The sequence below is a fragment of the Azorhizobium sp. AG788 genome (assembly GCF_943371865.1).
GTDB lineage: Bacteria > Pseudomonadota > Alphaproteobacteria > Rhizobiales > Xanthobacteraceae > Azorhizobium.
In genome coordinates this window covers 43,848-70,282 of sequence record NZ_CALRWL010000022.1, presented here as the reverse complement: position 1 = coordinate 70,282, position 26,435 = coordinate 43,848, and the positions used below count along the sequence as shown (strand labels likewise).

Genomic DNA, 26,435 nt, shown 5'->3' with positions numbered 1-26,435 from the left:
CTCAGCGCCCCAGCCGGGCGCCGAAGATGCTTTTCACCGTATGGCCGCCGCCATAGATGGTGAGCCACACCGCCGAGATGCCCAGCACCTGGTCGTAGGGCGTGCCCACATCAATGGAGAACAGGCCGCGCAGCCAGGGCGCCACCATGAAGCTCTGGCCAATGATGACGATGATCAGCCAGCTCATGGCCGGCCGCCACAGATAGGCGAAGCCGCCCTTGGTGGCCTCGGTGGTGGCCAGCTGGGCGGTGAGCGCCTGGCCGGTCTGGATCACAGAGATCCATTCCGCGCTGCGCTCGGCTTCCAGCGTCTGGAGCTTCTCCTGCACCTGCGGATCGGTGGCCACCGCCTCGGCGACGGCTTCCGGGGTTTCCTCGGTGGCGCCGAGCGTATCCGCCAGCACCTTGCCCACGGAGGCGCCCAGGGGGCCGCCCAAAGCGGTGCCGAGGACGGGGGCGCCCAGCTTGATCACCTGGGACGCGAGAGATGACCAATCCATCAGCGCCAATCCTCCGCAATGAGCTTGTATTTGCGCACCAGCAGGAAGCCGGCGGCGACGACCAGGGCGAGGCCCAGGGCAATGCCGGCGACGGTGAGCGCGGAATTGAACGGGTGCGGTTCGCTGGTGCCGGAGCCGGTGGCCAGCGTGCCGCCGGCCGCCACCGCCGCGGCCTCGCGCTTGGTGCCCTTGGCCACCACCGTGAGCGGCGGCTGAGGCGTATCCACCTGCTGTGGCATGGGCAGCGGCGCGGCCCGCACCACGCCGGCCGTGCGCAGCGCCTCGTCGATCTTGCCCTCGAACAGGTCCGCCTCGGCCTCCCGGCGCCGGGTCAGGCCGGGCAGCACCTTGCCGCCGCCCTTGTTCCAGCGGGCCATGACGGCGCGGACCTCGGCCTTGCGGCCGGCGCGGAGTTTGGCAGGGATGGAGGAGCGGGTGAGCGGGCCGATGTTGTAGGATATGGACACCAGCGCATCATATTCATGCTGGGCCAGCGGCACGTCCTTGAGGATGGTGGAGACGCTGGTCTCGAACGTCGCCAGATCCTGCGCCAGCGCGGCGTCGCACTCCGCCTGGCTCCAGACCTCGCCGGCCTTGAACCGGCGCCCATGGTCGTTGGTATGGCCCCAGGCGATGGTGAGGACGCCCGCCGGGCAGATGTAGGTGGTGAAAAAGCCCTTGCGGCCAGAGACCGGCTTCAGGCAGCTTTCAAAGGCTTTGACGAGATCGGTTCCGTCTCGCGAAATGGTCTGGGCTGACACCCGCCGCTCCCCCTGAAGGACGGCGTTCCGGGCCAGCCCCGAAACGCGCTGGGGCGATCATGGGGAGGATGTGGGACGGTTGGACGGGTGACGGGTGTCTCCCGGGCGCGGCAGCCAATCACCTAATCTGCCGAACACATCAGAGTTCAGCGAAGTACTCCAAGTGCGAGTATACCGGAACACCCAGTACCACGCAGATATCATATGCAGTCGCAAATACTGGAGAGCGGTGATCGCAGATGACGCCGAAATTTTTGCACGCAGCCGTCGCAGGAATGAATATTGCGGACTCGGCTCCCGGCATGAATTTTTTTCCATTACTTAACGACGCTACATGATCGCATCGTTCATAAATATCATCGTCCGGCTCAAATATTTTACCGGAAAACAATGACTTCAGAAGCGGGGCGGTTTTAAATTGAGCTTCCTCGCAATGACAGATGTGAATTGTTCCTGCTTGGCATTTGCCTACAATATGCGCGACTGACGCATTATTTCCTGAAAGGAAAATTGCGTTGGCGGCCCGAAAGTCGATTATCCAACCGGAAACTGCTGGTAATGTCATTTTGGAAGCGCAGCTCCCAGTCTACGAGCTGCCAAATCGTACGCTCGATCCTGAAGCCCTTCGGAAAGATTTAAGCCAGAAACTACATCATACCTATCGATCAATCCCTCTTTTATAGCCATAAAAGATAGGTAAATCGGAAGCGTTCCAAGTTCGGATATTCTTTTTGCATGAGGATTCCCCCCAGCATTAGACTCCGACTCCTCCTTTTCCTCCTCTTTCTCGGATTTCACGTTCTGAACCCAGATGCGTGCCCATCCGCGATACTGCGCCTGAGTTATGAAGCCGGTCTCAATCAGACGAATTGCTGTTGCGTGCTTACTTAAAAACGTATCCGCAGAAACTTTCGAAATAAACTCCGACAAATTTCCCCGAATTGACGCAGGCTTGCTTGACGCGACCGATTGAAATTCGGCCGCCGGGGCGATAAATTCAGCAGCAAATTTGTTACAGTCGCGCTCAATGGAGTTTTTTAGCATAAACGGGTTTGAAATGCCGTCCTTGCCCATCAACGCGTGGGCGCACTCATGGGCAAGAGTAAACAGCTGAGCTTTCTTCGATTGGATAGATCTATTAACAAATATCGTAGGGGAGCCGCCGTCGGGTTTTGTGTAAAAACCAAAATAATCGTCCGCCGGCGCATCGTTAACATTAACGACAGATCCTTGGACTTCCAAAAATAGGCGAAACGCTCCCAAGAATTTCTGTTCAGGACTTCCTGCAAAAGACAGCTTTTCTTTTCGAGAATGAAGCCATTCATCGAAGGATTGTCTGAAAGCGGTAGCGCGAGCTTGAGGGTCGTTCGCACGGCGCGCAGCGACGCTCCAGTCGGGAGCTTCAAAGCTAAGCTCTGTAGCGAGCTGTTTGGTGAAATGAGCAATTCGCTCGGACGCCCAAAGTGCTTTGAGGCCCTTCGGGCTTAGGGAAGCGGGGCCAGGGACTGCTGTTCGATAGTCCTCAGGCAAAGGCGGGAGATTCGGGATGCGATCCGAGGCCAAACTATATACGGGAACACCGTAGATTTCTGACAATCGCTGCAGCTGTCGCCGCGATGGCGCGGCCTCCCCACCCTCAAAAATTTCCAATTTTTTATTGGAAATGGACGCAACGGAGGCAACCTCGTCTATATCTAGCTGTCGCTGCTCGCGAACCGCCCGTAAAGCCCGACCGTTTGACATCTTTTTCCCCCGGAGAGCGATTATGGCCACATACGGAGAATTCTCAAGCCTCCTCCAACTGGGAGTGGGGCTCGGGATAGGCCTTTCGCTTTTTCGGGCACCTGTAGACGTTCGGATCGGCCGTTTGTCCCATATGTTTGAAAACCAGCGAGGAGCACTGCGTGGAATTCAATCTGAATTCGCCACAAAAAAGCGGAGGGACATAGCGGAGCTCAAGATACAATTCACTCACGCGAGAGGGCGCTTAGAGGCGATAATGTTCCCGTTCATGGTGGCAGCTATATTGGGCGCCGTGGCCAATGTTTCGTTTCTCGCAATCGCGTCATTCAATTCAAATGAACAAATTTCCGTTATTTATCAATATATTCTGTTAACTATATCTACTATATATTATTTGTTAATTGTCCTAGCGTTGGAGCTTGTGGCGAGACGCGCGCTAGGCAGTATTAGCGCGAAACTTGATGAAATAATCGCGCGATCGTTCATTTAATATCCAGGACGGAAATCAATAACATTTTCGCCTATTGGGATGTTGGTGTTTCGAAATATAAACTTTTTTTATCGACTAGTTGGCATTATATTAGTTTTAATTGGTTGGCATTACTGGGCATATTCAGTTGCTTTCGCGCTCTTTGCGCCGTCCGCCGATGCAGCCCCGCGTGCCCCGCCGCCTCATCAATCGACGCCCCCTCCGCCAGCGCGTGGGCCATCCTTAACCGGGCCGCGGCCAGCGTCCCCGCCGGCCCCATGGGCACGGTGACCGTCTCTCCCCCATACATGGCGCACAGCAGATCCGCCCCCTCCCGCCCCAGCAGCGCCACCAGGCGGTGCTCGTCGCCCGCCCGCTTGGGAATGGAGAGCCGCCGCCCGCCATGCTCGGAGGCAAACGCCAGCACTCGCGCCAGGCCGGCTGCCGGCAGCAGCGCAGATAGGAGGTGCGGCAGGGGCGGAACCTCTCTCATGCCTGCCTCACCTTCATCCGCCTGCGGATGACGGCACCACCCGTGCGGATCTCGACATCCAGGTCCGTGCCCGGCCCAGGCTCTGCATCTAAGACAGGCAGCCCCAACGCCGCCATCAGCCGGCGCTGCGCCCGCCAAACCGCCGCCTTGCTTGCCTCGACGAAGCCGCTCGCCGGCCACTCGACGCCGGCCTCGCGGGCCAGCCAGGCCTTGAGCGCTTCGATCGCCCGGCGGGCATCGGCGGGATCGCGCAGGAAGCGGGTGTGATCGAGCCCGGTCTGCCGCTTCACGAACGACAGCAGCGCCGTGTCCGTGCGGTCCCGCACCACGCCGAGGTGCCAGCCGGAAAGCCAGAGCGCCTGCAGCTTCGGGGCATATGGGCCTGCCAGCTGTCCGGACGCCTTCGGCCGCGCGGACCCGCCACCCTGAAGCAGCTTCAACTGTTCGATGACGCGGCGGGCCTCTTGATCTGTGAGGCCGCGGGAGGAGCGCTTGCCGCCGGCGGCCGCCGCGATCACGTCGCGCCGGGAGCTATCGTCGAGGCCCATGGCCTTCGCGATGGAATGGATGGCGCCGATCTGCGCGGCGGTGGCGGATGACATCAGCTCTTCCTCGGCAGGATGTTGCGGCCGATCGCCAGTTCGGCCTGGATGATCCGGTGGGTCAGCTCGGCCAATTGGGCTTCGAGACGGACGTGGCGATGGGAAAACCGGGGGGATTGGGAAATGCGGGTAATCAGCGCCTGGCGCTCCGCCCGCAGCTGCTCGACCTGGTGCAGTTCGTCCCACACGAGGAGCGGGACGGCCTCGATCGCAGAGCGGGGGGCGCTGGCGCGGGGCATCACGGGTGCGCCTCGACAACGTGAGCTTGACCACGCAAAATCGACGGATGCTCACGCCCAGCAACATCCATGAACGCTATATCGTCGCTATCCTGCTCCTCGCGGCAGTGATCACGACTTGGTTGGCCATTGATGGCCCACTTCTTTCCTCGGATTTCTGGAAGGATCGCTCCTTCCTCGGTGGCATTCTTGGTGGATTGCTTGGTGGCGGTTTCACAGTTTTCGCAGGTTGGCTTGCCCTGCGAGGATCGAGGGAAGTCATCGAAAATGAACGCATGTTGGCAGGGAGAGCTGAACGGATAACGGCCGAGGTAATCGCTGAGCGCCTCCGCGACTTTTTCGATGTGGCGGTGGTCGTCGACAATGTGATCAATGCGACGCTCGAGGCGGACCAAGGTAGTTTGGATATTTTGAATAAGATTGCTCGCGCCCAGGTTGTGGCCACCAACCTTCGGTCCCTCGAAATGGATAGCCGATTGAAGGAGGTCGATGAGCTTCGAGGAAATCTGGACGCGGCAAGGGCCGCGCGACTTACAGATCTCATGTTTGCTATCCGGTATTTGCAGAGAACGATCCACCTCCACAATTTGACTACCGACGTCAAAAGCCTCCGCGCGTACAAAGCCATACTCAGTCGTATTGCTGGCTATGCAGAGCTGTACGACCCGGACCTGGGGGCGATCCTCGCTGGAATGCGAAGGAAGAACGTTCGAGATTTGTCTTTCGCCGAGCGTGCGAAAGCCGACTGGATGATGTTCGATGAATTGAACGTCGACCCAGGCGATGCCGATGCCCATTGAATGGCGCGTCGAGCCCATCAGATGCATCCTTCGAACAGGGGCATCGGAGCCGGCGGGCACCAGCGGCGGACGTCATCGGCCCGGTGGAGTTGATCCTTGCAGGGCGGAATGAGCAGCGTCCGACTTTCGCCATAGGGCAGCGATTTCAGCCAGACGAACCAGGCGTAGGCGGTCGCGGTGTCGCCGGAGGGCTCCCAGCGGCCCTTGGCCAGCGCCACCCGCTCCACGAACGGACAGAACAGGTGCGGCGGCCGGTCCCGGAACAGATCCCGATATCGCGTCTGGCCCTCGATCCAGGTCAGGCGCTGGAAGATGGCCACGCCGGTGCGCACGTTGGCGCAGTCCAGGAGTTTCTCCACGAAAGCCGTGGCGGTGGAGAACGGCGGGTTTGAAATGCCCCAGTTCACCTTCGGCACCACGAAGGACGGATCCAGGAAATCCGCCACGGCATAGCCGGCGCCGTAGTCGTGGATGTCCGAGCCAAAGACATGCTGGAAGGTTTCCCGCAGCGTCTCGACCATGTGGCCCTCGCCGCATGCGGGCTCCAGCACGTTCTGCCCGGCGAAAGAGAGGCCCGGCATCACCTTGCACAGCACATGGCGGGGCAGCGCACGCGTTGCCCACGGCGGGGTGGGGAAAAACTCCAGGCTGTCCGGCGGCTCGATGCGGCTGCTCATGAGGGCGCGAGCGCCATTGGGAAGCAGGGTCATGGCCGCGCGCTTTCGGTCACGGTGATGGCCGCCACCAGTGCCGCCCGGATGCGCTCCAGCGAGGCATCAATGTCGCGAAGCAGCAGCACGCCATCCACGAGCAGCGCCCGGAGATGCCGGCATTCGTTCTCAAGGACCACGGATGGCGGAAGCGACCTCATAGCGCCAGCTCCCTGTCCGCAAGCGCCAGGCTGAGGTGGGCATCGATCACCCGGATACGGCAGCCGGCGCGTTCAAGCTCGGCCCGGTGAGAGCAGGCACGGCGCCAATGTGCGCGGGCCACGTCTTCATCCGCGAACACCAGGGCAGGATCAACACTGCGGACGTTCACATCACCGCGGATATGGACACGGCAGCGCTCCCGCCCCTCACCGTAGGCTATCCGCTTGATCAGTGCCGCTTGGCGCACGCCGGCGACATCGAGGACGAAGACCTTGGCGAGTGGAGCTGACGAGGGGGCGCCCATGATCACGCCCTCGCCAGATCGATGGAGATGGCCTGCCACTCGCCCAAGGTGCCGTCTGCGTCCTCGCGTTCATAGAACCGGAAATAGGTCTTCGACCCGATCACCCGGATGCTATCGCGGATCGCATCCATGGCCCGCTGCCAGCGTGCGTCGGCGATCTCCACCCGCAGCAGCATGAACAGTTCCGCGCGGTTGACCGTGCCTTCCTTCTCCACCTGGAAGGCGCGCGCGACGATCGCCTGGATTTCATCCCGCGATCCCTCCGACCACTCGGACAGGCAGGCATCCACCAGCTTCTTGGCGGCCTGAAGCTCCGGCCCGAACTCGATCAGGTCGGCCACCTGCACCTGCACCCGTTCGGTGCCGTCATAGGTGGTGAGGGTGATATTTCCTTTGGAGCCGCCAAGCTTGGCGCCGTAGTCCTGCGCAATCAGCGCCTGAAGGCTGCAAATATCGTCATAGGTGTGGCCCTTGAAGCGCGCGATCCGGGCTGACAACTCGCGGGCATAACCGATGATCTTGCGCACGGTCTCGTCCATGAGCACGTCCACCGGCTTGACCAGCGCCAGTGGCACCAGGTTGCCCTTGGCATCGGTCATGTAGGACTTGCCGTTGAGCTCCACGATGCCGGGGGAGACCGAGCGGGCAGGGATTTCAGCGGGTTCCGTCATGGTTTTCCTCAGGGTTTGAACGGGCTTCAAAGGTGGCGTAGCCGGTGATGACGAGGGCACCGGCGAAGTGAGTGATCGCCCCGGCCGCAGCCGGCGGGAGGGTCGCGTCATCGACAGGATCCAGCGCACGCACGAGATCGAGGCCGACTTTCAGCGCCGCCTCGTGCGCCACCAGCGCGCAGCAGATGTCGATCAGCTGGTCGGTCGAGAGGGCGAGCGCCTGGCGCTTAGGCGAGGCCGCCGCGGCAACCGCCAGGGCAGCGTCGAGGCTGGCGCGCATGTGCGGGTAACAGGCGGTCATGCCGCGCCCCCGGCGTTGCCGAAGCGGGCACCGGGAAAGGTGACCACGTTGGTGCCAGGGATCGTCATCGCCAGCGGTGCGACGGCGGCGCGCATGTGCCGAAGGCTGGGCATGCCATCCTTGTCCAGATGGATCCGGTCCACGTCACGGGCGACGGCCAGGAGATCATCCCGTTCGGCCGCCGCAGCTTCGAGCCCGCGGGCCATCTCACGCCATGCGACGAGCTGGGTCAGCATGGCCAGCATGACCATGGGCTCCAGGGTCTTCTGTCTGGCGCAATAGGCGTCCAGGGCCTTGATGGTGCCCCCGATCGCATCACTGAACGTCCGGTCGGGTGTCATGCGTGGCCTCCCTTGAGCCGTGAGTGGGGGCAACCGGCGCGGCAGGCGCGATGAAGCCGCACGGAGATCGACGATGCCGTCGAGAACGGCTTGCCCTGCTCGGACATGCAGCGGTCACGACCGATGTCGCTGAGGACCGGACAGGTGACGGTTGCGCCCATGATCGCCCCCCGCACCTTGGCTTCCAGCCCGTGCAAGGCGCTGGGATACTTGCCAGCCAGCACCTGGGAGATCTGAGAACCCGAGACATCGAGCCGGAGTGCGACGGCGACCTGAGTATCTCGCTGGCAGGCGTCCGCGAGCGCTGCGATCCAATCGGGGGGCTCACCCCATCCAGCGCGCGCCCTGGCGCGGAAGTCGGGCGGCGGGCTCATCTTGCGGCTCCGCGAAACACACCAAGGTTCGGATCCCAGACGCGTCCATCCGCTTTCAGGACCGGGGTGGCCGGACCCGGATCCTCGATCAGCAACCAGCGTTTGAAGCCGTTGGAGGTCGGCGCCTCGCCAGATTGCCGGCGCAACTCGGTGAGGTAGCCGGCGCGCGCCAAGGCAAGGACAAAGCGCCGGGCGCCGGCGGTGCTTGCGCCCGCCATTTCCTCAAGGCGCGCGAGATCGAATTTCCGCGAGACGCGGATCGTGGACCACATCTTGTCTTGCACGGTCCGCCGCCTCGGCCGTCGCGCGACCTGCGTGAGCGGTCGGCGTGGTCCGCTGGTGATGGTTTCTCCCGCCGCACGGGCTCGGCGTCCTTCCTCCGAAAGGATGAAGCATCCCCGCTCCAGGCGGTCTATCCAGCCGCGCTCCAACAGCGGCACGCATCCCTTGGCCACGTCACGCCGCGTGTAGCCGGTGCGTTCCATCATTTCGGCCGTGGTCAGGCATTGCCCCGGCTCCAGGACACGCATGATGTCCATCTGGCGCGTTCCCTGTCCCGCCATCACTCGGCCCTCACGGTGACGGACTTGCCGGTGACGCGATCCGTCAGCAGCACCTGGCCTTCCATGTCCGCGAGGGTGACGGCGCGGCCGAGACGCCGGCCGACCCGCTCGATCGAGCCGATGCCTTCGAGCACCTCGCGGGCATAACCGTTCGAGGCTTTGTGCAAATGGATGGAGAGGTCATCTGCGACCTCGATCTCCGAGCGGCCGGCGATCAGCCGGCGCGTATCGTCGGCTGTCAGCCCGAGGAAGGTCACCTCGGCCGAGACGCGGGAAGAAATCTGCTTGTAGCGAGTGAGCGCCTTGATCAGGCGCCCCATGCCGACCAGGATCACCGGGACCTCGACCTGGTCGGTGATGTCGCGGAGCGTCTCCATCATCTTCTGCGAGGTGACGATGTGGTCAGCCTCATCGATGACGACGGCATAGGGAACGCTGGCGGCGCGGGCGGATTCCGCCCGCCCGGCGAGGACGCGCACCGCCTGCCGATACATCTCCTTGAAGGTCCGGTCAGGCTCGGAGCCAAGACAATCGAGAATGTCCTCGAGCATCCATCGCGAGTTCCATTCGCGCTTGGCACGGATGATCGGCAGATCGTTCTGGATCGCGAACCACTCAGCGGTCGATGTCTTGCCGCGGCCGGGTTCGCCCTCGACCACCATGAAGCACTTCTCGATTGCGGCGCGCTTCTCGACGCGCTCATAGCCCGACAGAAAGCGTTGGACGTTCGAGATGACCACGAACTCATTCTTCACGATTGTTGCTCCTGAGATGCGAGGGGCTTGAGGACGGCGGCGAGGGCGGCCGGATCAATGTCGTCGGCTTCCAAACGCAGCCGGAAAATGGAGGAGCGCATCCGCTCAAGGAGGTGGCGGGCGTCGTGCCCTGAGATCTCGCCGGGGCGGGCCATCAGCCATTTCGCCATGTCCACGTCGTCCAGGAAGTTCGGCCGCTTCGGGGGAACGATCTCCGGCGGCGGATTGTCGGCCACCACCGTGAGCGCTGCCGGCGCGGTCGCGATCCGCTCCACCGTGGGCTCGGGCTGGGAGGCCGCGAGCATCAGGACCGGCGCCTGACCTTCCTCGGCGACGGCGATCCGCTTGCGCTCCACCCGCTTCAAGCGGTTTTCAACCCGCTTTTCGTGCGCCTGTTCAGCCACCGAGCGCGGGAAGTAGGAGACCGAATTGCCGTAATAGGTGGCGACGCAGATGAACTTCTGGTTCAGCGTCGAGACCCAGACCTTCGAGGCATCATGGATGTCGTAGGAGATCAGCACGTCGCAGTCGTGGAACTCTTCAAGCTCCACCGCGAAGTAGCGGTTCGTGAACAGCTGGATCTCGCCGCGCAGCACGCGCCGCTTTTCCTGCGGCCTGAAATCGGCGTCACCGGCGTCGACAATGTCGGGCGTCCAGCCCTTTTCGAGCCACGCCGCCCACACCTCGTTCGGGGTCATGTTCCGCCGCTTTCCGACGCTGTCGGTAATCTTCGGCAGCGCGGAATGGGGCCGGTCGTTGTAGGCGGCGACCTGGGCGTTCATCCAGTCAATGAAATCCGGCCACGATTGCAGCAGCGGGCTCGACCCGCGGGCCGCGATATCGGTGGATACGGCCTTGTCGATGCGCTTGCGCGCCTCCGCATCCATGTCCGTGCCCACATAGGACGGCAGGAGGCGCGCCGCCTCGATCCAGGTCTGGTGGTGGCGTTCAATCACGCCGCGCGCCTGGGACCGATAGGGCAGGCCCGTGTGCTTCTCGACATCAAACCGGGCAAGCATGCCGACGAGTGCGTCGTCGAAGACCGCGTTGTTGAAACCTGACCCGCGATCGACGTACCAAATATCGGGTACACCGGAGGTGGCGAAGGCGTGCCGGAGCGCGTCGATCGTGCCCCATGTGTTCTCGGCCAGCGCCGTGGACCAGCCGACATTGCGCCGGGTGACCACATCAATGGTCGATGTGATCTCCGGCCGGAACGGCTTGCCCGTCAGGGGATGGGCGACCATCGCATGGTGCGTGTGGCCATCGGTGACGTAGACGGCGGTCGGCCACAGCTCGGAGACATCGCGGCGCACGAAGGCCTTAAGCTGGCGCAGCGCCCGTGCACCCATCCGTCCCCGTGCCCGTGCGATCGCCGGCATCTTGGCCACGGTCCATTGGATGGTGCGCAACGGCGGCAGATTGAGATCGGGGTTCTGTCGCGCACACTCGCGGGCGGCTACAGCCAGCGACGGCTTCGACGGCAGGGCGTAGAAGTCGAGGAAATCCGGGAGCCAGGCGGGCGGGACCACCTGTTCGCGGTGGCTCGGCGCCGGGGCCAGGGCGGCGGGATCTGATCCGGCCTCCTGGAAGTCGGCGATCCAGCGCAGCAGCGTGCGGCCGGAAAGCGCCGAGCGACGGCCGGGCTTCGCACTCGCTTTGTCGAATGCCGACTGGAGCTCAGTCCGAAGTTCGCCGGCTTTACCCTGCTCCACCACCGTGTGAAGGGCGCGCATCTTGCCGCCCAGGCGGGCCAGCCGCAGGATCTCCCGCACCAGCACGAGCCGCGCGTTCATGATGTCCCGCTGCCAGCCCTTCAATTCGGCCGAAGATTGCTGCGGGCGGGTTGATGGAGCCTCAGGAAGATTGGCCGCGGGGTCGATAACGGCGACGGCCGTGTCGGCAGTGGGAGCCCCGCGGGCGGCCATAGCATGGGTCACCAGGGCATTACGGACGTCGGACGGCAGGGCCGCAGGCTCATAGAGTTGTGGCGCCCCCTTTCCAGGCCCGGTGAAATGGGGCCACCCGGCCTTTGATGCCCGCAGTTCAGCACCGCGCTTCGAGATGCCCAGGGCTTCCGCGATCTGCTTGATGGTGACAGCAGTCATCGCGTGCCCCCCAGCAGCGCGCGCAGGCGCTTCTGAGCTTCTTTCAACTCCCGCTGCGCGCGGCCGACAGCGGCATCTCGGCCATCCTTCGGCTCCATCACCAGCGTGCCGCGCTTGCGGGCGAACAGCAGCTGCAAGGCGCGCGTGCCGGTCGCCTCTTCGAAGGCGGGGCCGTATTCCATCGGAAACCGCCATCCTTCACTCGACCGGCTGGTCCATTTGTTGAGCATGTGTTCCGAGATCGTTTCATTGAGCAGGAAGCTCATGCGTTGCGCGATTTCGGATCGCGACAGCGGGCATTCCTTGATCGCGCGGGCCAGCGTCGCGCAGACTTCCGGCCCCATGGCCAAGCTGCCCTCGGCAGGGTGTTCCGGCTGCTCCACCTGCTCGAACGCATCGAGCAGGCTGATCTGGCGGGGATCGGGGGCGCGCGACATCTCAGCCACCCCGCTTGAAAAGTTCGGGGCACCGCTCGCGGATCAGGGCAAGGTTGTCGTGCAGCCAGGACAGCGAATCCCGCGCCGCCGTTAGGCGGTCCACGTGATACTGCGCCACCGAACGGCCGAGTTTCCGGGATGCGATCTGGCGCGGATACTCACTCGCGCGCCGGTCCAGCTCGAACTGAACCTCTTCCATCTGCTGGGAGAGCGTGAAGCGCGCCATCTCAGGCACCTCCCGCATGGGCGGCCGCATCGTCCTCGGCCACGGCCTGGAGCAGCGATGCCGCCAGCTTGTGAATGCTGATGCCGTCGAGCCGCGCCATGGCCTGCAACTGGCCATAGGTCTTGGCGTGCAGCCGCACCGTGAGGCGGTTGTCGTCGGACGGCTTCGCCGGCCGCGCATCGGCCCAGCACCAGTTCGCGCGCGCCTTAGCCATTGCGCGCCTCGCGGCGAAACGATGTGCCGGGCGAGCATGTGATGATGGCGATGAGGAAGCCGCTGCTCATGGCCGCACCAGCAGCAGCATGAAGGCGACGACGTGCGCGGCGCCGATCGTGCCGGCCACCATCACCAGCAACTGGAGAGATTGGTGCCGAACCCGCGCCATGCGGCGCGCCGCCATATGAATGGGGTGCAGCGCCGTGTCGGCCTCACGGGGGCGCATGGACATGGGAGCGGTCATGGCGCCACCTGACCGATCGGGGTGCCTTCCACCCGCGCATCGAAGCACGCGCGGGGGATCGCGAGACAGGGATGGAGCTGGCGCAGGCGCAGGTTGGACCGTGAGAACAGGACGTCAGGCGAAGTCCGCGCAAGGCGGGCCTCCTGGTCGAGCCAGTCGTTGATCCGCGCGAACTTGCGGGAAAATGAGATCCAGCCACGCTTCTTCATGGGCGCACCGCCTGCCGGAAATTCTGAAGGTGAGAGGGAGCCGTCCGGGCGGTCGCCATGTCAGGCGACCTGCTGCGAATAGACGTTGCCATTTTCGGCTTGCGGCTTACCCTTCCTCTGCCTTGCACGTGCAAGCGGGACGCGGACGCCGCGCTCGTCAAAATGTTCAGGGAAGAGGTTGAGGTGAGGCACGCCAATTTTGGCGGCAATCGCCTGTTCGATCTCTAGGGAAGCATTCCCCGCCGCCGCCCATGCGACGGCTTGGTGAGTGCACCCTAGCTCTTGCGCAAGGGCTCGCCAGCTTGAGCCCTTGAGCTTCAATTGGAAGAGAATCCACTGCTTGCGTTCAGTGGGTCTCTTTGGGATGTCGAGGCTTGCAGTGTTTGTGGACATGAACGGCAACATGACTAGCCAAAAACGGCATGTCAAGCCATCGATGGCGCCTTCGCAGAAGGCGCGGCGCGCAAACGCGCCGTTCGCGGCTTATATCGTTGATAGAGTAGACATTTTTGCCTATCGCGAAGTGGCCAGCAGGTTTCGCAGATGCTGCGCAGAAGGCGGGATAGAGCCATGAGCTTCCGCGAACGCCTGAAAGAATGGCGCGAATCACAGGGTTTAACCCAAACGGACTTGGCTAACCGCCTTGGCGCATCGCTTCGTAGTTTAACCCGCTGGGAAAGCGGCGAGGGGCTCCCAAACGGGGAGGCGCTGTTTGCATTGGCAGAGCTCGGATGTGATCCGACGTGGCTGCTTACGGGGCGAAATTCAAGCGGGGCAAAGGATTCTGGCCAACTGGGAGAGCCTCACAGCTCGGCTGTGACGGCGATTGATGCCGAGTTGTTGGCCGATATCGCCAAAATGCTCGAACAGTGGCTGGAGCGCCATAAACGGCGCATGGAGCCAGCCCAGCGCGGCCGGTTTCTCGCTGAGGCCTATGCGTTCTGCATTGAAGAGATGGCGGCGTCGCACAAGCCCGCAGCGGAAATCGCGCCCCGCATCGTTGAACGGTTTTTGAGAGTTGTAGCGTAGAGCGTAATGAGGGAATTATGAGAGACGATGGCGGCAATTCTGGCCGTAGCAAGAATCTTGAGCAGATTTTAAACAATACAAAACCTGCGAAGGCACCCCGCAAGCGGCCTCAAAACAAGTCGGACTCGAACGTGGTTTCTATCTTCGGCACGGGAAACGTGGTCGGAAGCGGGAACTCGGTCGTTAACAACATCATCCACAACCCGGCGCCTGTGATCACCAAGGTGTTCGTGAAGCCGGGCGATGGCGTGATCGATGAGCCGCAGAAGGTGGCCCTGAAGGCGCTGGTTGACGATATCGTTGCGCTTGAAAGGGAATTGAAGCGCGCCCCCAAGGGGCACGGCGCCGTTTGGGGGGCGCTGAACCGCAAGATGGGCGTGACCTCCTATCTTCTGATCCCTGCCGAGAAGTTCCTAGCCGCCCGAAAGACCCTGAATGAGTGGCGCGGCCGGCTGCTGAGTGCGAAAAGCGCGCCGACCAAATTGGGCGACGAGCTCCGCAAGCGGCGGATCACGGCCATTCAGACCCGCAGCCGGCAGATTCCAGGCGGCACCGCGCGGCGCCTCGCCTACATGCAGGAGAACTTCGGTGTCGCATCGCTGACAGAGCTCGACGATCAGCAGATCGAGCGCGTCTACCGGCACGTCATCGCCTGGAAGGCCTGACGCCCGCGCCCCAGCCGACAAATGACATTGCGCGGCTGGGGCCTCTTGCGCATTTACTGCCAAATGAGCCCCATCGGCTAGAATCTGCGGCCCGGCGTCGAGTTCACCTCCGCCAACCTAAGCGCCGCAACGCATTTCTCCGGACAAATCCGGGGATGTCCGGGTTAATCCGTCCCCCTCTCCCAGTGCCAGATGATGTTGCGGGTCACACCTGCCGCGCAAGATCACATGTCACCCGTGCGCGTCCCCCGGCGAACGCAGGCTCCCCGGCTTTCCACGGTGAACGTGCTGTGCAGCAATCTCTATTGACGGGCGGACGGCTCCGGTTCCAGGTTCGGCGGCATAGGAGCTCTCCATGCCTGTTCTCAACCGCATCGCTGCCGCCACCGAGGAAATCTCTGCCTGGCGCCGCGACCTGCATCGGTTTCCAGAACTGATGTATGACCTGCCGCGCACCGCTGGCTTCGTGGCCGAGAAACTGCGGGCCTTCGGGTGCGACGAGGTCGTCGAAGGCATCGGGCGCAGCGGCGTGGTCGCCGTCGTTCGCGGGCGTGAGCCGGGACGTGGGCAGGTGATCGGGCTGCGGGCCGATATGGACGCGCTGCCGATCCTGGAGCAGACCGGGCTCGCCTATGCGTCCAGTCTGCCGGGGACGATGCACGCCTGCGGTCATGACGGGCACACGGCCATGCTGCTGGGCGCCGCGCGTCATCTGGCAGAAACCCGCGCCTTTGCCGGAACGGCGATCCTCATCTTCCAGCCGGCGGAAGAAGGGGAGGCCGGAGCCCGTGCCATGCTTGACGATGGCCTGTTGGAGCGGTTCGCACCGGAGGAGATCTATGGCATGCACAACATGCCCGGCATCCCGGTGGGTCAGTTTGCCGTGCGTCCCGGCCCGATCATGGCATCGACCGATCGCCTGGAGATCTTCATCGACGGACGCGGCGCCCATGCGGCCAAGCCGCATCAGGGCGTGGATCCGGTCCTGGTGGGATCGGCCATCGTGATGGCGCTCCAGCAAGTGGTGGCGCGCAATGTGGACCCGCTGGAATCGGCGGTGGTCTCCATCACCATGTTCCATGCGGGCGTTGTGGAGAATGTGATTCCGCAGACCGCGGAATTGGTCGGCACCGCCCGCACCTTGAAGCCGGAGGTGCGCGCCATGTTGCAGCAGCGCCTCCCGGCCATTGTGGAGGGCGTGGCCAGTGCATATGGCGCCACGGCGCGCCTGAACTGGGTGGACGGCTATCCAGTGACCGCCAACCACCCTGCCCAGACCATCTTCGCTGCCCAGGTGGCTGCCGAAATCGTCGGCACCGACAAGGTGGATGCCAATGTCGCGCCGATGATGGGGGCCGAGGACTTCTCATTCATGCTGGAAGCCCGTCCCGGCGCGTTCATCTTCATCGGCAATGGAGACAGCGCGGGTTTGCACAATCCGCGCTACGATTTCGATGACGCGGCGATCCCGTTCGGCGCCAGCTATTGGGTGCGCCTTGTCGAGGCAGCCATGCCGCTGTGACAGGGGCGGCCCGGGCCAGCGCTCAGCTGTTGGCCTTGCGCAGCCGGAAGGTAATCACCCCGGCATCCAAGGTGCGGCCTTCGAAGCAACTGCCGGTCTCCGCGGCCAGATGCGGAATGTCGATCACCGACATGGGGTCGGTGCAGTCCACCACCAGGCGGGTGCCCGGCGCCGCCGCCGCCAGGGCCTTGCGGGTGCGCAGGGCGGGCAGGGGGCACTTCAGGCCCTTGAGGTCCAGATGAAGCTCTCCGGTCGCGGCGTCGGTGGCGGTCCGACGGCCGAAGGCCTTGGGGGTATCGCTGCTCGAAGTTGCCTTCATGCGTGCTGCCCTCATGTTGCTGCCTGATCTGCGAGGCGGGCGAGACTTTCATCGCGGCCCAGGACGACGAACACATCGAACACCGGCGGAGACGTGGTGCGGCCGGTGAGCGCTGCCCGCAACGGCTGGGCAACGGCACCGAGCTTAACGCCGGCGGCCTCCGCATAGTTGCGTACCACGGCCTCGGTGGCGGCTGCGGTCCACTCGGCTGCGGTCAAAGCCGGCAGCATTGCGGCGATGTGGGCCCGTGCCTCGGGGGTTAGCACCGCCGAGGCCTTCTCCTCCAGCGGCAGAGGCCGCTCGGCGAAGATGAACTCCGCATTGTCCAGAAGTTCGGTCAAGGTCTTGGCGCGCTCCTTGAGCCCGGGCAGCGCCGCCATCAATTGCTCCCGGCGCTCCGGGGTCAGGCGGGCGAGGCGTTTGTCGGCATCCGGCAGATGCGGGATGAGGTCCATCAGCGCATCAAACAGCGCCTGATCCGTGCTCGCCCGCAGATACTGGCCGTTGAGATTCTCCAGCTTGGCGAAGTCGAACCGGGCCGCCGAACGGCCCACCCGGTCGAGGTCGAAGAAGGAAATCATTTCCTCGGTGGAGAAGGTCTCCTGGTCGCCATGGCTCCAGCCGAGCCGCACGAGATAGTTGCGCAAGGCGGCGGGGAGATAGCCCATATCGCGATAGGCATCCACGCCGAGGGCGCCATGGCGCTTGGAGAGCTTGGCGCCATCCGGGCCATGGATCAGGGGAATATGGGCCATGCGCGGCACGTCCCAACCCAGGGCATTGTAGATCTGAGTCTGGCGCGCGGCATTGGTCAGGTGGTCATCGCCGCGAATGATGTTGGTGACGCCCATGTCATGGTCGTCCACCACCACCGCCAGCATGTAGGTGGGGTTGCCGTCGGAACGCAGCAGGACGAGGTCATCCAGGTCCTTGTTCGGGAAGGTCACGGTGCCCTGGACCTGGTCCTCGATCACGGTCACGCCCTCCTGCGGCGCGCGCAGCCGCATCACCGGCTGGCGGTCGGTGGGCCGCTCGGAGGGATCACGATCCCGCCAGCGGCCGTCATAGCGTGGCGGGCGGCCTTCCCGGCGGGCGCTCTCGCGCATCTCGTCCAGTTCCGCGGGCGTCGCATAGCAGGGGTAGGCGTTGCCCCGGGCCACCATCTCCGCCACGGCGGCACGATGGCGTTCGGCACGGGCGAACTGGTAGATCACCTCCCCATCCCAATCGATGCCGAGCCAGGTCAGGCCCTCCAGGATGGCGTCGATGGCCTCCTTGGTGGAGCGCTGCCGATCGGTATCCTCGATCCGCAGCAGCATCCGGCCCCCCTTGGCCTTGGCATAAAGCCAATTGAACAAAGCGGTCCGGGCGCCGCCAATATGCAGAAAGCCCGTGGGGGAAGGAGCAAAGCGGGTAACGATCTGCGACATCGATGGGGCCAGGGGGTTTGACGGTGACGGGGCCGCGGCGGGGCGCGCGTGAGGCATGCCGACCTGCGGCGCGGAGGCAAAAGCGCACGAACCCGTGGCGCAGGAGCGGCGCCCGTGTAGCATAGCCTGCGGGGCGAAGGAACACGGCCGATGGGGACCGGTCGGGACGCAGGGCAGGACCGCGCGCAGCGACCGGCACAGGCAACCGCTGGCGTGCTCGGCGGAGCCGTACCCTGGGGTGGCACCCTGGCGCGCCCAGGTTTCCTGCCCGGTGCCCTTTGGCCCGGCGCCTGGCTCGGCCGCTTGCGCGATCACTTGCGCGCCGACGCCAGAGCGGAAGTGGCCTCGGGCCGCCTGATCCTGTGGCTCCCGGTTCTGTTCGGGGTCGGCATCCTGCTTTATTTCGGTGCCGCACAGGAGCCGTCGCTGATCGCCGCCTGTGCCGTGACCTTGGCCATCGCCGCGATCGCGGTGTTGGCGCGGGCCCAGCCGGTTTCGTTCGCGGTCCTGCTGGCGGCCCTGGCCTTGGCGATGGGATTCGCGCTCGCGCGCGCCCACACCGCCTGGGTGGATCATCCCATTCTTCTCCCGCCGCCGGGGCCGGTGAGGCTGACCGGCTATATCGAACAGGTGGAGCGTCGCCCAAAGGCGGACCGGGTGCTGTTGCGGGTGATAGCCGCGGAAGGGCGTGGGCTGGCCCTCACGCCATCCCTGGTGCGGCTGTCGCTGGGGCGGGGCTTTGCCCCGCCGGCGGGTACGCAGGTTTCGATCCTTGCCCGGCTGCTGCCGCCCATGGAGCCGGCCATGCCCGGCGGCCACGATTTCGGACGCAGCCCATGGTTCCTCGGCATCGAGGCGGTGGGGTTCGCCCTGGGGCGGCCGAAGCTGGTGGCGACGCCGGAAGCACCGCCGCTGAGCGTGCGCATCGGCATGGTCATCGAGCAGGTGCGGTTGGGCATCGGCGGGCGCATTCGCCAATCTCTGAATGGGTATCAGGCGGATATCGCCGTCGCGTTGGTGGTGGGGGATCGCACCGCCATTTCGCCGGCCATCGAAGAGAGCATGCGGGTGTCCGGCTTGACCCATGTGCTGTCGATTTCCGGGCTGCACATGGCCATGGTGGCGGGCACTTTGTTTGCGCTGGTGCGCGGCCTGCTCGCCGCCGTGCCCGGATTGGCGCTCAGCTTCCCCATCAAGACCACCGCGGCCCTTGTGGCCTTGGCGGGCAGCGCCGGCTATCTGGTGCTGTCCGGGAATGATTGGCCGGCGCAGCGCTCGTTCTACATGCTGGCCATCGTTCTGGTGGGGGTGATGGTGGGCCGTGCCGCGCTGAACCTGCGTACGGTGGCCGTCGCCGCAACGGTGGTTCTCGCGCTCGGACCGCAGGCCATTCTGGAAGCGGGCACCCAGATGTCGTTCGCGGCGACCCTGGCGCTGGTGGCGGTGTTTCAGAGCGTGAAAGGAATCTGGAGCCGGTCCCGCAACGGGCCTGTGGCGTGGCAGATGCTGGTGAAAGGCACCCTGTTCCTGGCCGCCCTGTCGCTGACCTCCCTGGTGGCGGGGGCCGCCACCGCGCCTTATGCCGCCCTCCATTTCCAACGCCTCGGGACCTACGGCCTCCTCTCCAATCTCGCGGCGATGCCGGCGGTTGAGTTCATGGTCATGCCGTTCGGCCTCGCCGGGGTTCTGCTGATGCCGTTCGGTTGGGATTTCCTGGTCTGGCCGGTGATGGGCTGGGGCATCGAAATCATGGTGCGGGTATCGGACTTCGTCGCGGCCTTGCCGGGCGCCGATGCGCGCACCGATATGGTCGGACCGGCAGCGGCCGGCGCGGCCACCCTGGCCTTGCTGTGCCTGTGCCTGCTGCGGGGGACGCTGATGCTTGCGGCGGTGCCGCCGGCCATCGCCGCGGTCCTGCTGCTGGGCGCGCCGCAGCGGCCGGACATGCTCGTGGCGCCCAATGCGCAAACGGTGGCGGTGCGCGGGAGCGATGGACGCCTCTCCGTCATTGGTGCCAAGACCAACCGTCTCGTGGTTGAGCAATGGCTCTCCCATGAAGGCGACACCCGCAAGGCCGATGCCCGGGATCTGGACGCGGCATTTCGATGTGACCCCACCGGATGCGTCGCGCGCCTGCCGGATGGGGCGCGCATTGCGGTGGCCCATCGCGTGGAGAGCCTTGAACTGGATTGTCTGGAGGCGAGCATCCTGATCACGCCTTTCGCGCCACCGGCAGCGTGCGCGGCGCACGTCCTCACGCCGACGCATCTGTCCCGCACTGGGACGCTGACCCTGTTTCGCCGAGACGGGCGCGATGGGGCCTCAGAGCATCGGATCGACCGCGCATCGGCGCCGGGCGCCCTTGTGCGCCAGGACCGGGCGGTTGAGGGCGGCGTCAGGTCTCGGCCGGCCGCGGCTTCTTCGCCGCCGACATCTCCCGGCGGCCCTGGCCCCGCGCCGGCGACCGCCTTCCGCGGGCCACAGCCGCCGAGCGCGCCTTCCGCCGCACCGGAGAGCGACGCACCAGATGCCGCGCGGGCGACCGACGCGACGAGCGATGTGTCAGACCGGATCGACGGACTCCGGCGGATGCGCCCGCGTCGGATGGCGGCCGACCATCATGCCGCCCTGAAACGCCAAGCATTGGCAGACCGTGCCGAGCGCGCACGGCGAAAGGCCGCGTCGTCGGCGATCGCCGATCAGCCTCCAACCGTCCGGGTAACGGTTCGGAACCCCGACCCTTCCCACCCGAACGCGTCGGTCTCCGGTCTGGATGCCGTCTCTCCACCTCGGACCATCGCCCCAGACGCGACCACACCCACGTCGAGTGCTCACGCTTCGAAGGCCATTGCCCAAGAATCACCTCCCGACGCATCGCCAGCCGAAGCGTCAACGCCTCAAGGCGCGCGCGCCCAAGCTGCCATTGCCCAAACCGTGCCCATGGCAGCAAAGGAGACGTTCGCCGCGCGGTGGCGGGTGGTTCCGACGCGCGCGCCCGGTGTTCAGCGGCCATGGATGCCGGTGCTGCCGGTCTCTCCTGAGCCGGTCACCAATCCGGACATCGCGACCGAACGCGCCGCCGAGGATGCAACCGCAGAACCTTGACCGTTCCTATGACCCTTATGGACTCACAGAACGCTCACGACGCGGCGGTCGTGTCACGCGTCGCGCCTCACTCATCGCGCCGGGCACGCTGTGCCAGCCGGAGCCGTCCTTCAGGCTGCCCCATCGCCCGCGCCCGCGACATATCGGCGACCGAGGCCTGCAGGCAATCGCGTGGGGTACCGTGTGCAGGATGAACCGCGCCGGGCGCGACGCGCACAGCGTTCAGTAGCGGCGCATCAGGCCCACGAGCCGGCCCTGAATGCGGACCCGGTCTGGCCCGAAGATGCGGGTCTCATAGGCGGGATTGGCGGCTTCTAAGGCGATGGAAGCTCCCTTGCGACGCAAGCGCTTCAAGGTTGCTTCTTCTTCGTCCACCAAGGCGACGATGATGTCGCCGGTCTCTGCGGTCTCGCATTTGCGGATGAGGACGGTATCGCCATCGAGGATGCCGGCTTCGATCATGCTGTCGCCGCGCACTTCCAGGGCGAAGTGCTCGCCGGAGCCCAGCATGTCGGGGGGCAGGTTCAGCGTGTGGCTGCGGGTCTGGATGGCGGAGATGGGCGAGCCCGCCGCAATCCGTCCCATCACCGGCACTGCAACGGTGGGGGCGATCTCCTCGTCATCGGCCATGGGCCGCACACGGCCCAGACTGCCTTCGATCACACTGGGCGAAAATCCGCGCGTTCCGCTGCGGGCGGCAGCGAGACCGGGCGCAGCGCTGTCCGGCAACCGCACCACTTCCAAGGCCCGCGCCCTATTGGGCAAACGGCGGATGAAGCCGCGCTCTTCCAAGGCGGTGATAAGGCGATGAATACCGGACTTCGACCGCAGGTCGAGGGCCTCCTTCATCTCGTCGAAGGACGGGGGAACCCCCGTTTCCTTCAGCCGTTCGTGGATGAAGCGCAGAAGGTCATATTGCTTGCGCGTGAGCATGCGTGGTCCCGCCCCGTGCCGTTCCGGATCCCGGAAATGCCCCGCCGAATGCGGAAACAAATCGAGAACAGGGTGTAGCTGTTTCTTTTTTGTTCTGCAAGCCTGAACATGGCGTAAACGCGGCGTCAGCCCTTGAGCGGAATGACCTTGCAGGGGGCGCCGGCCTCCGCGGCGGGCGCAAAAGGCTCGCGAATCAGCAAGCAGTCGGCCTGCGCCAGCGCAGTGAGCATGCCACTGTCCTGAATCGGAAGCGGCGTCACCACGCCGATACCATCCTCGCCTTGCTCCGTGCAGGCACGGATAAAGTCCATGCGGCGATCGTTCTCCGGCACCGCTACCGCTAGGCGTGCAGGACTCGCGCGCAGCCAGGGGCCGTGCTCACCCTGAAGCGCCCGCAGCAGCGGCAGCAGGAACAGGATGGCGCAGACATAAGCGGAGACCGGGTTGCCCGGAAGCCCAAGGACGCGCTGGCCCTCCCGGACGCCGAACATCAGCGGCTTGCCCGGCCGCAGTGCGATCTTATGGACCGACAGGTCGATTCCCTCGGCCCGCAACGCCGGGGCCATCAGGTCGTGTTCGCCCACCGATGCGCCGCCGGAGGAGACCAGCACGTCCAGGCCCAGATCGAAGGCGCGCCGAAGGGCCGCGCGGGTGTCATCCATGGTATCGGCCACGAGACCGAGATCCAGCACCTCAGCACCCGCCTCCTCGGCGAGCGCGGCAATGCCGTAGACATTGGACACCACCACCTCGGACGGTGCGCCCGTGCCTGCGCCAGGCCGGACCAATTCATCCCCGGTCTGAATGATTCCCACCCGTGGCCGGCGCACGACGGGGAGAGCGGCATGGTCCGCGGCGGCAGCCAACATCACATCGCGTCCGCTCAGGCGGCGCCCTTGCGGCAACAGCAGCTTCCCCACCTGGAAGTCAAAACCCGCGGTGCGCACGTTTCGGCCGCGCGCCACCGGAGCTGTGAGGTGGATCGAATCCCCCGCGCGAGTCACATTCTCCTGGATCACCACCGTATCGGTGCCACCGGGTAGGACCGCACCGGTGAAAATCCGGACGCACCCGACCGACGTAACCGTCCCGGCGAAGGGCCGGCCGGCAGCAGCTTCACCCACGACGGTGAAGCTGGTGGCCAGGGCTGAAGACGGGGGATAGCCGAAGGCGTATCCGTCCATGGCCGACATGTCGGCGGAGGGCTGGCTGCGGCGCGCATGGAGCGCGGCCGCAAGCACGCGCCCCGTAGCGCGCTCGACTCCCACCGTCTCGGCGGGCAGCACGTGCGCGTCGGCCGTCACCAGAGCAAGCGCTTGCGCCACCGGCATGAGGCTCTTGGACCCCACCGGCGTCTTTTCGTCGGTCATGTCAGGGTGTCTCCGCGCGCCAGTGCCCGGACCGTCCGCCGGCCTTCTCCAGCAGCCGCACATTCTCGATGCGCATGCCGCGATCCACCGCTTTGGCCATGTCGTAAATGGTGAGACAAGCGACGGAGACAGCCGTAAGCGCTTCCATCTCCACCCCGGTCTGGCCCGCCGTCTTCACCCGCGCGGTCACGGTGAGGCCGGGCAAGGTGGCGTCGGGCGCGACCTCCAGCTCGACTTTGGTGAGCATCAGGGGATGGCAGAGCGGGATCAGGTCGTGGGTGCGTTTTGCGGCCATGATGCCGGCGATGCGGGCGACGCCAAGAACGTCGCCCTTCTTGGCATTGCCGGACAAAATAAGATCTAGCGTCGCCTGGGCCATTACCACCCGCCCCTCCGCCAGCGCCTCGCGCGTCGTGGATGGCTTTTCTGAGACGTCCACCATGTGGGCGGCGCCTTCGGAATCAAGGTGGGTCAGGCCAGTCATCAGCGGACCCTGGTCCATGTCTGGGTCTTGCACAAGGGCACGAAAACGCAGCCGCGCACGTTCAGCGTATCGTCGGCATTCAGGGTCAAGGTGGCGCCATAGGTCTTGCCGTCCTCGGCATTGTAGATTTCCCCACCCGTCCACTCCGTGGGGCCGCCGGAAAATCCCTTGAGGATCAGCAGACCCTTCAGAAGGCGCCCGCGCTGCCCGGTATCGGTGTTGTTGGCGTCCTTGAGGGCGGGATCGGCCTTGATGCCTTCGGACGACACCAAGCGCCCGCAAACGGACGCGCCGCATTTGGTGATCTCCACCTGCCCGCCGCGGGACGGCGTAGCCCAAAGGCCAGTCACATCGGCGGCGAACGCCGGTGCGGCTCCGAGTAGCGCCATAAAGGCCGCACCGACAACCAGACCCGAGCGTGCCGACCGCAGAACCGTGACCATCTTCATGCGCATTCTCCCAGCAGACCCGCATCTGGCGGCGGGTTGCTGGCAGTATGGCGCAACAGATCGCGCCGGGGGAAGCTCACGTTCCCAAAAGGGCGCGGGTTGCTGCTGTCACGTCGTCCTGGCGCATCAGGCTCTCGCCCACCAGGATGCTCGAGATGCCGACGCGCGCCAACTGTGCCACATCGGAGGGGGTGAAGATGCCGCTTTCGCCAATGGCGATGCGGTCCTTCGGCACCTTGGGGGCAAGCCGGCCGCTGGTGGCCAGCGTGGTCTCGAACGTGCGCAGATTGCGATTGTTGATGCCGATCAGTCGGGCAGGGAGTGCCAGCGCCCGCTCCAGCTCGGCATCGTCATGGACCTCCACGATCGCATCCATGCCATAGGCGCGCGTGGCCTCCAGCAGGTCGAGCGCGAGGGCATCGTCGACGCCGGCCATGATCACCAGGATGCAATCGGCTCCCCAGGCGCGCGCCTCCGCCACCTGATAGGTGTCGTACATGAAATCCTTGCGCAGAACGGGGAGGGCGACCTCCGCCCGTGCCGCGGTCAGGAATTCCGGCGCGCCCTGGAACGAAGGCGTATCGGTCAGCACCGAGAGGCAAGCCGCACCGCCCGCCTCATAGGCGCGCGCCAGCGCCGGCGGATCGAAATCCTCCCGGATCAAACCCTTGGAGGGGCTCGCCTTCTTGATTTCCGCGATCAGCGCTGTGCGGCCGGCTGCGATCTTGTCCGTCAGCGCCCCCGCGAACGGGCGCACCGGCGGGGCCGCGCGGGCGGCGGCATCGACTTCGGACAGCGGACGCGCGGCCTTCGCCGCGTCGATCTCGGCGCGCTTGTAGATCTCGATGCGTGTGAGGATGTCGCTCATGCTTCCACCTGCGGGGCGAGCGCCTGCGAGACGCGGGCGAGTTGTTCGAGGCGGGTGCGGGCAGCGCCGGTATCAACGCTGACTCGCGCCATGTCGACGCCTTCGGTGAGATCCTTGGCGCGGCCCGAGACCAGCAGCGCAGCGCCGGCATTCAGCAGTGCCACGTCGCGATAGGCGCCGGGCGCGCCATCCAATACGGCGCGCAGGGCGGTGGCATTGTGCTCGGCATCGCCGCCGCGCAGAGCCTCCGCCGGCGCGCGGGTGAGCCCCACGTCTTCGGGAGAGATCTCGAAGGTGCGGACACTGCCATTCTCCAGGCTGGCCACATCGGTGGTGCCGGAGATGGTGATCTCATCCAGTCCGTCAGACCCATGCACCACCCAGGCCCGCTCGGAGCCGAGAGCGGTCAGTACTTCCGCCAATGGCGTGATCCAGGCCTTGGCGAAGACACCGACCATCTGGCGGCGGACCCCCGCCGGGTTGGACAGAGGCCCGAGCAGATTGAAGATCGTGCGGGTGCCGAGCTCCACGCGGGTGGGGCCCACATGTTTCATGGCGGGATGGTGGGCGGGGGCAAACATGAAGCCGATGCCGGCCTCGGCGATGCAGCGCGAAATGGCGGCGGGCGGCAGGTCCAGCCGCACGCCCAGGGCTGCCAGCACATCCGCGGCGCCCGATTTCGACGACAAGGCGCGGTTGCCGTGCTTGGCCACAGGCACGCCGGCGCCGGCAACGATGAAGGAGGCGCAGGTGGAGATGTTATAGGAGCCGGAGGCGTCGCCGCCGGTGCCCACCACGTCCACCGCGTCCTCGGGGGCCTTCACCGGCAGCATTTTGGCGCGCATCACCGATACCGCGCCGACGATCTCCTCCACCGTCTCGCCGCGCACGCGCAGGCCCATCAGGAAGGCGCCCATCTGCGACGGGGTGGTCTCGCCCGACATCATCTTGTCGAAGGCGTAGGCGGATTCCTCGCGGGAGAGCATGGCGCCAGTGGCAACCTTGCCCAGCAGGGGTCGAAACCGCTCCATGGT

General features: G+C 65.0%; 36 protein-coding genes. 5 read left to right on the top strand and 31 right to left on the bottom strand.

Annotation, left to right across the window (positions count from 1 at the left end; all coding sequences use genetic code 11):
- Window position 1 precedes the first annotated feature (1 nt).
- The 7 genes from AAG816_RS14435 to AAG816_RS14405 form a co-directional block, all read right to left on the bottom strand.
- Complete coding sequence (locus AAG816_RS14435; RefSeq protein WP_341990348.1) at window positions 2–499, bottom strand: hypothetical protein; 498 nt, start codon at window positions 497–499, stop codon at window positions 2–4.
- Window positions 499–1,260 carry a lysozyme gene (locus AAG816_RS14430; RefSeq protein ID WP_341990347.1) on the bottom strand — a complete coding sequence of 254 codons (762 nt, stop codon included), beginning with the start codon at window positions 1,258–1,260 and terminating at the stop codon, window positions 499–501. Before AAG816_RS14430 ends, AAG816_RS14435 begins: the two co-directional genes overlap by 1 nt.
- Window positions 1,261–1,399: 139 nt before the next feature.
- The gene (locus tag AAG816_RS14425; protein ID WP_341990346.1) at window positions 1,400–1,825 is read right to left on the bottom strand and encodes a hypothetical protein; all 426 of its coding nucleotides are present in this window, start codon (window positions 1,823–1,825) and stop codon (window positions 1,400–1,402) included.
- Window positions 1,822–3,003 carry an XRE family transcriptional regulator gene (locus tag AAG816_RS14420; RefSeq protein ID WP_341990345.1) on the bottom strand — a complete coding sequence of 394 codons (1,182 nt, stop codon included), beginning with the start codon at window positions 3,001–3,003 and terminating at the stop codon, window positions 1,822–1,824. The genes AAG816_RS14425 and AAG816_RS14420 overlap by 4 nt, the downstream gene beginning before the upstream one ends.
- Window positions 3,004–3,578: 575 nt before the next feature.
- Window positions 3,579–3,965, bottom strand: coding sequence for a helix-turn-helix domain-containing protein (locus AAG816_RS14415; protein ID WP_341990344.1), 387 nt, complete (start codon window positions 3,963–3,965; stop codon window positions 3,579–3,581).
- Entirely contained in the window at window positions 3,962–4,567 is a 606-nt protein-coding gene (locus tag AAG816_RS14410; protein ID WP_341990343.1) for a regulatory protein GemA, read from the bottom strand. Before AAG816_RS14410 ends, AAG816_RS14415 begins: the two co-directional genes overlap by 4 nt.
- The gene (locus AAG816_RS14405; protein WP_341990342.1) at window positions 4,567–4,806 is read right to left on the bottom strand and encodes a hypothetical protein; all 240 of its coding nucleotides are present in this window, start codon (window positions 4,804–4,806) and stop codon (window positions 4,567–4,569) included. Before AAG816_RS14405 ends, AAG816_RS14410 begins: the two co-directional genes overlap by 1 nt.
- A gap of 5 nt (window positions 4,807–4,811) precedes the next feature.
- Here AAG816_RS14405 and AAG816_RS14400 point away from each other — a divergent pair, with 5 nt between their 5' ends.
- Entirely contained in the window at window positions 4,812–5,606 is a 795-nt protein-coding gene (locus AAG816_RS14400) for a hypothetical protein (protein WP_341990341.1), read from the top strand.
- Window positions 5,607–5,623: 17 nt separating this feature from the next.
- Here the strand turns inward: AAG816_RS14400 and AAG816_RS14395 are convergent, their stop codons facing one another.
- The 16 genes from AAG816_RS14395 to AAG816_RS14320 form a co-directional block, all read right to left on the bottom strand.
- On the bottom strand, window positions 5,624–6,316 hold the full coding sequence (locus AAG816_RS14395) for a hypothetical protein (RefSeq protein ID WP_341990340.1): 693 nt from the start codon (window positions 6,314–6,316) through the stop codon (window positions 5,624–5,626).
- Window positions 6,313–6,477: a hypothetical protein gene (locus AAG816_RS14390; RefSeq protein WP_341990339.1), complete on the bottom strand. Its 165-nt coding sequence runs from the start codon at window positions 6,475–6,477 to the stop codon at window positions 6,313–6,315. The genes AAG816_RS14395 and AAG816_RS14390 overlap by 4 nt, the downstream gene beginning before the upstream one ends.
- Window positions 6,474–6,782, bottom strand: a complete 309-nt coding sequence (locus tag AAG816_RS14385) for a hypothetical protein (protein WP_341990338.1) — start codon at window positions 6,780–6,782, stop codon at window positions 6,474–6,476. Before AAG816_RS14385 ends, AAG816_RS14390 begins: the two co-directional genes overlap by 4 nt.
- 2 nt (window positions 6,783–6,784) lie before the next feature.
- On the bottom strand, window positions 6,785–7,453 hold the full coding sequence (locus AAG816_RS14380) for a DUF3164 family protein (protein ID WP_341990337.1): 669 nt from the start codon (window positions 7,451–7,453) through the stop codon (window positions 6,785–6,787).
- Complete coding sequence (locus AAG816_RS14375; RefSeq protein ID WP_341990336.1) at window positions 7,437–7,733, bottom strand: hypothetical protein; 297 nt, start codon at window positions 7,731–7,733, stop codon at window positions 7,437–7,439. The genes AAG816_RS14380 and AAG816_RS14375 overlap by 17 nt, the downstream gene beginning before the upstream one ends.
- A gap of 17 nt (window positions 7,734–7,750) precedes the next feature.
- Window positions 7,751–8,095 carry a hypothetical protein gene (locus AAG816_RS14370; RefSeq protein ID WP_341990335.1) on the bottom strand — a complete coding sequence of 115 codons (345 nt, stop codon included), beginning with the start codon at window positions 8,093–8,095 and terminating at the stop codon, window positions 7,751–7,753.
- A complete protein-coding gene (locus tag AAG816_RS14365; protein ID WP_341990334.1) occupies window positions 8,092–8,469 on the bottom strand; it encodes a transcriptional regulator in 378 nt (125 codons plus the stop codon). Before AAG816_RS14365 ends, AAG816_RS14370 begins: the two co-directional genes overlap by 4 nt.
- A complete protein-coding gene (locus AAG816_RS14360; RefSeq protein ID WP_341990333.1) occupies window positions 8,466–9,008 on the bottom strand; it encodes a hypothetical protein in 543 nt (180 codons plus the stop codon). Before AAG816_RS14360 ends, AAG816_RS14365 begins: the two co-directional genes overlap by 4 nt.
- A gap of 23 nt (window positions 9,009–9,031) precedes the next feature.
- Entirely contained in the window at window positions 9,032–9,787 is a 756-nt protein-coding gene (locus AAG816_RS14355; protein WP_341990332.1) for an ATP-binding protein, read from the bottom strand.
- Window positions 9,784–11,895 carry a Mu transposase C-terminal domain-containing protein gene (locus AAG816_RS14350; protein ID WP_341990331.1) on the bottom strand — a complete coding sequence of 704 codons (2,112 nt, stop codon included), beginning with the start codon at window positions 11,893–11,895 and terminating at the stop codon, window positions 9,784–9,786. The genes AAG816_RS14355 and AAG816_RS14350 overlap by 4 nt, the downstream gene beginning before the upstream one ends.
- Window positions 11,892–12,332, bottom strand: coding sequence for a hypothetical protein (locus AAG816_RS14345; RefSeq protein WP_341990330.1), 441 nt, complete (start codon window positions 12,330–12,332; stop codon window positions 11,892–11,894). The genes AAG816_RS14350 and AAG816_RS14345 overlap by 4 nt, the downstream gene beginning before the upstream one ends.
- Window position 12,333: 1 nt before the next feature.
- Complete coding sequence (locus AAG816_RS14340) at window positions 12,334–12,558, bottom strand: hypothetical protein (protein WP_341990329.1); 225 nt, start codon at window positions 12,556–12,558, stop codon at window positions 12,334–12,336.
- Window position 12,559: 1 nt separating this feature from the next.
- Entirely contained in the window at window positions 12,560–12,772 is a 213-nt protein-coding gene (locus AAG816_RS14335; protein ID WP_341990328.1) for a hypothetical protein, read from the bottom strand.
- 66 nt (window positions 12,773–12,838) lie between these two features.
- Window positions 12,839–13,018: a hypothetical protein gene (locus AAG816_RS14330; RefSeq protein WP_341990327.1), complete on the bottom strand. Its 180-nt coding sequence runs from the start codon at window positions 13,016–13,018 to the stop codon at window positions 12,839–12,841.
- On the bottom strand, window positions 13,015–13,227 hold the full coding sequence (locus AAG816_RS14325) for a hypothetical protein (protein ID WP_341990326.1): 213 nt from the start codon (window positions 13,225–13,227) through the stop codon (window positions 13,015–13,017). The genes AAG816_RS14330 and AAG816_RS14325 overlap by 4 nt, the downstream gene beginning before the upstream one ends.
- A 60-nt stretch (window positions 13,228–13,287) precedes the next feature.
- A complete protein-coding gene (locus tag AAG816_RS14320; RefSeq protein WP_341990325.1) occupies window positions 13,288–13,620 on the bottom strand; it encodes a hypothetical protein in 333 nt (110 codons plus the stop codon).
- Window positions 13,621–13,797: 177 nt separating this feature from the next.
- Here AAG816_RS14320 and AAG816_RS14315 point away from each other — a divergent pair, with 177 nt between their 5' ends.
- The 3 genes from AAG816_RS14315 (at window position 13,798) to AAG816_RS14305 (ending at window position 16,443) form a co-directional block, all read left to right on the top strand.
- Window positions 13,798–14,256 carry a helix-turn-helix transcriptional regulator gene (locus AAG816_RS14315; protein ID WP_341990324.1) on the top strand — a complete coding sequence of 153 codons (459 nt, stop codon included), beginning with the start codon at window positions 13,798–13,800 and terminating at the stop codon, window positions 14,254–14,256.
- A 17-nt stretch (window positions 14,257–14,273) separates the two neighbouring features.
- Entirely contained in the window at window positions 14,274–14,921 is a 648-nt protein-coding gene (locus tag AAG816_RS14310; protein WP_341990323.1) for a hypothetical protein, read from the top strand.
- A 355-nt stretch (window positions 14,922–15,276) separates the two neighbouring features.
- Entirely contained in the window at window positions 15,277–16,443 is a 1,167-nt protein-coding gene (locus AAG816_RS14305; RefSeq protein WP_341990322.1) for a M20 aminoacylase family protein, read from the top strand.
- Window positions 16,444–16,465: 22 nt separating this feature from the next.
- Here AAG816_RS14305 and AAG816_RS14300 read toward each other — a convergent pair whose 3' ends face one another.
- Both AAG816_RS14300 and gltX read right to left on the bottom strand, forming a co-directional pair.
- Window positions 16,466–16,762, bottom strand: coding sequence for a sulfurtransferase TusA family protein (locus tag AAG816_RS14300; protein ID WP_341990321.1), 297 nt, complete (start codon window positions 16,760–16,762; stop codon window positions 16,466–16,468).
- Window positions 16,763–16,773: 11 nt separating this feature from the next.
- Window positions 16,774–18,192: a glutamate--tRNA ligase gene (gltX, locus tag AAG816_RS14295; protein WP_341990320.1), complete on the bottom strand. Its 1,419-nt coding sequence runs from the start codon at window positions 18,190–18,192 to the stop codon at window positions 16,774–16,776.
- Window positions 18,193–18,495: 303 nt separating this feature from the next.
- On the opposite strand from gltX, the gene AAG816_RS14290 reads away from it, so the two are divergent.
- A complete protein-coding gene (locus AAG816_RS14290) occupies window positions 18,496–21,297 on the top strand; it encodes a ComEC/Rec2 family competence protein (protein ID WP_341990319.1) in 2,802 nt (933 codons plus the stop codon).
- A 222-nt stretch (window positions 21,298–21,519) separates the two neighbouring features.
- Here AAG816_RS14290 and lexA read toward each other — a convergent pair whose 3' ends face one another.
- From lexA to trpD, 6 genes are all read right to left on the bottom strand, one after another.
- Window positions 21,520–22,230 (bottom strand): transcriptional repressor LexA, encoded by a 711-nt coding sequence (gene lexA, locus AAG816_RS14285; protein WP_341990318.1) that lies wholly within the window; start codon window positions 22,228–22,230, stop codon window positions 21,520–21,522.
- A 125-nt stretch (window positions 22,231–22,355) separates the two neighbouring features.
- Entirely contained in the window at window positions 22,356–23,600 is a 1,245-nt protein-coding gene (locus AAG816_RS14280) for a molybdopterin molybdotransferase MoeA (RefSeq protein WP_341990317.1), read from the bottom strand.
- A gap of 1 nt (window position 23,601) precedes the next feature.
- Window positions 23,602–24,084 carry a cyclic pyranopterin monophosphate synthase MoaC gene (gene moaC, locus AAG816_RS14275; protein WP_341990371.1) on the bottom strand — a complete coding sequence of 161 codons (483 nt, stop codon included), beginning with the start codon at window positions 24,082–24,084 and terminating at the stop codon, window positions 23,602–23,604.
- On the bottom strand, window positions 24,084–24,533 hold the full coding sequence (locus AAG816_RS14270; protein WP_341990316.1) for a DUF2147 domain-containing protein: 450 nt from the start codon (window positions 24,531–24,533) through the stop codon (window positions 24,084–24,086). Before AAG816_RS14270 ends, moaC begins: the two co-directional genes overlap by 1 nt.
- 76 nt (window positions 24,534–24,609) lie before the next feature.
- On the bottom strand, window positions 24,610–25,401 hold the full coding sequence (gene trpC, locus AAG816_RS14265) for an indole-3-glycerol phosphate synthase TrpC (protein ID WP_341990315.1): 792 nt from the start codon (window positions 25,399–25,401) through the stop codon (window positions 24,610–24,612).
- The gene (trpD, locus tag AAG816_RS14260) at window positions 25,398–26,432 is read right to left on the bottom strand and encodes an anthranilate phosphoribosyltransferase (RefSeq protein WP_341990314.1); all 1,035 of its coding nucleotides are present in this window, start codon (window positions 26,430–26,432) and stop codon (window positions 25,398–25,400) included. Before trpD ends, trpC begins: the two co-directional genes overlap by 4 nt.
- Between the last annotated feature and the right edge of the window lie 3 nt (window positions 26,433–26,435).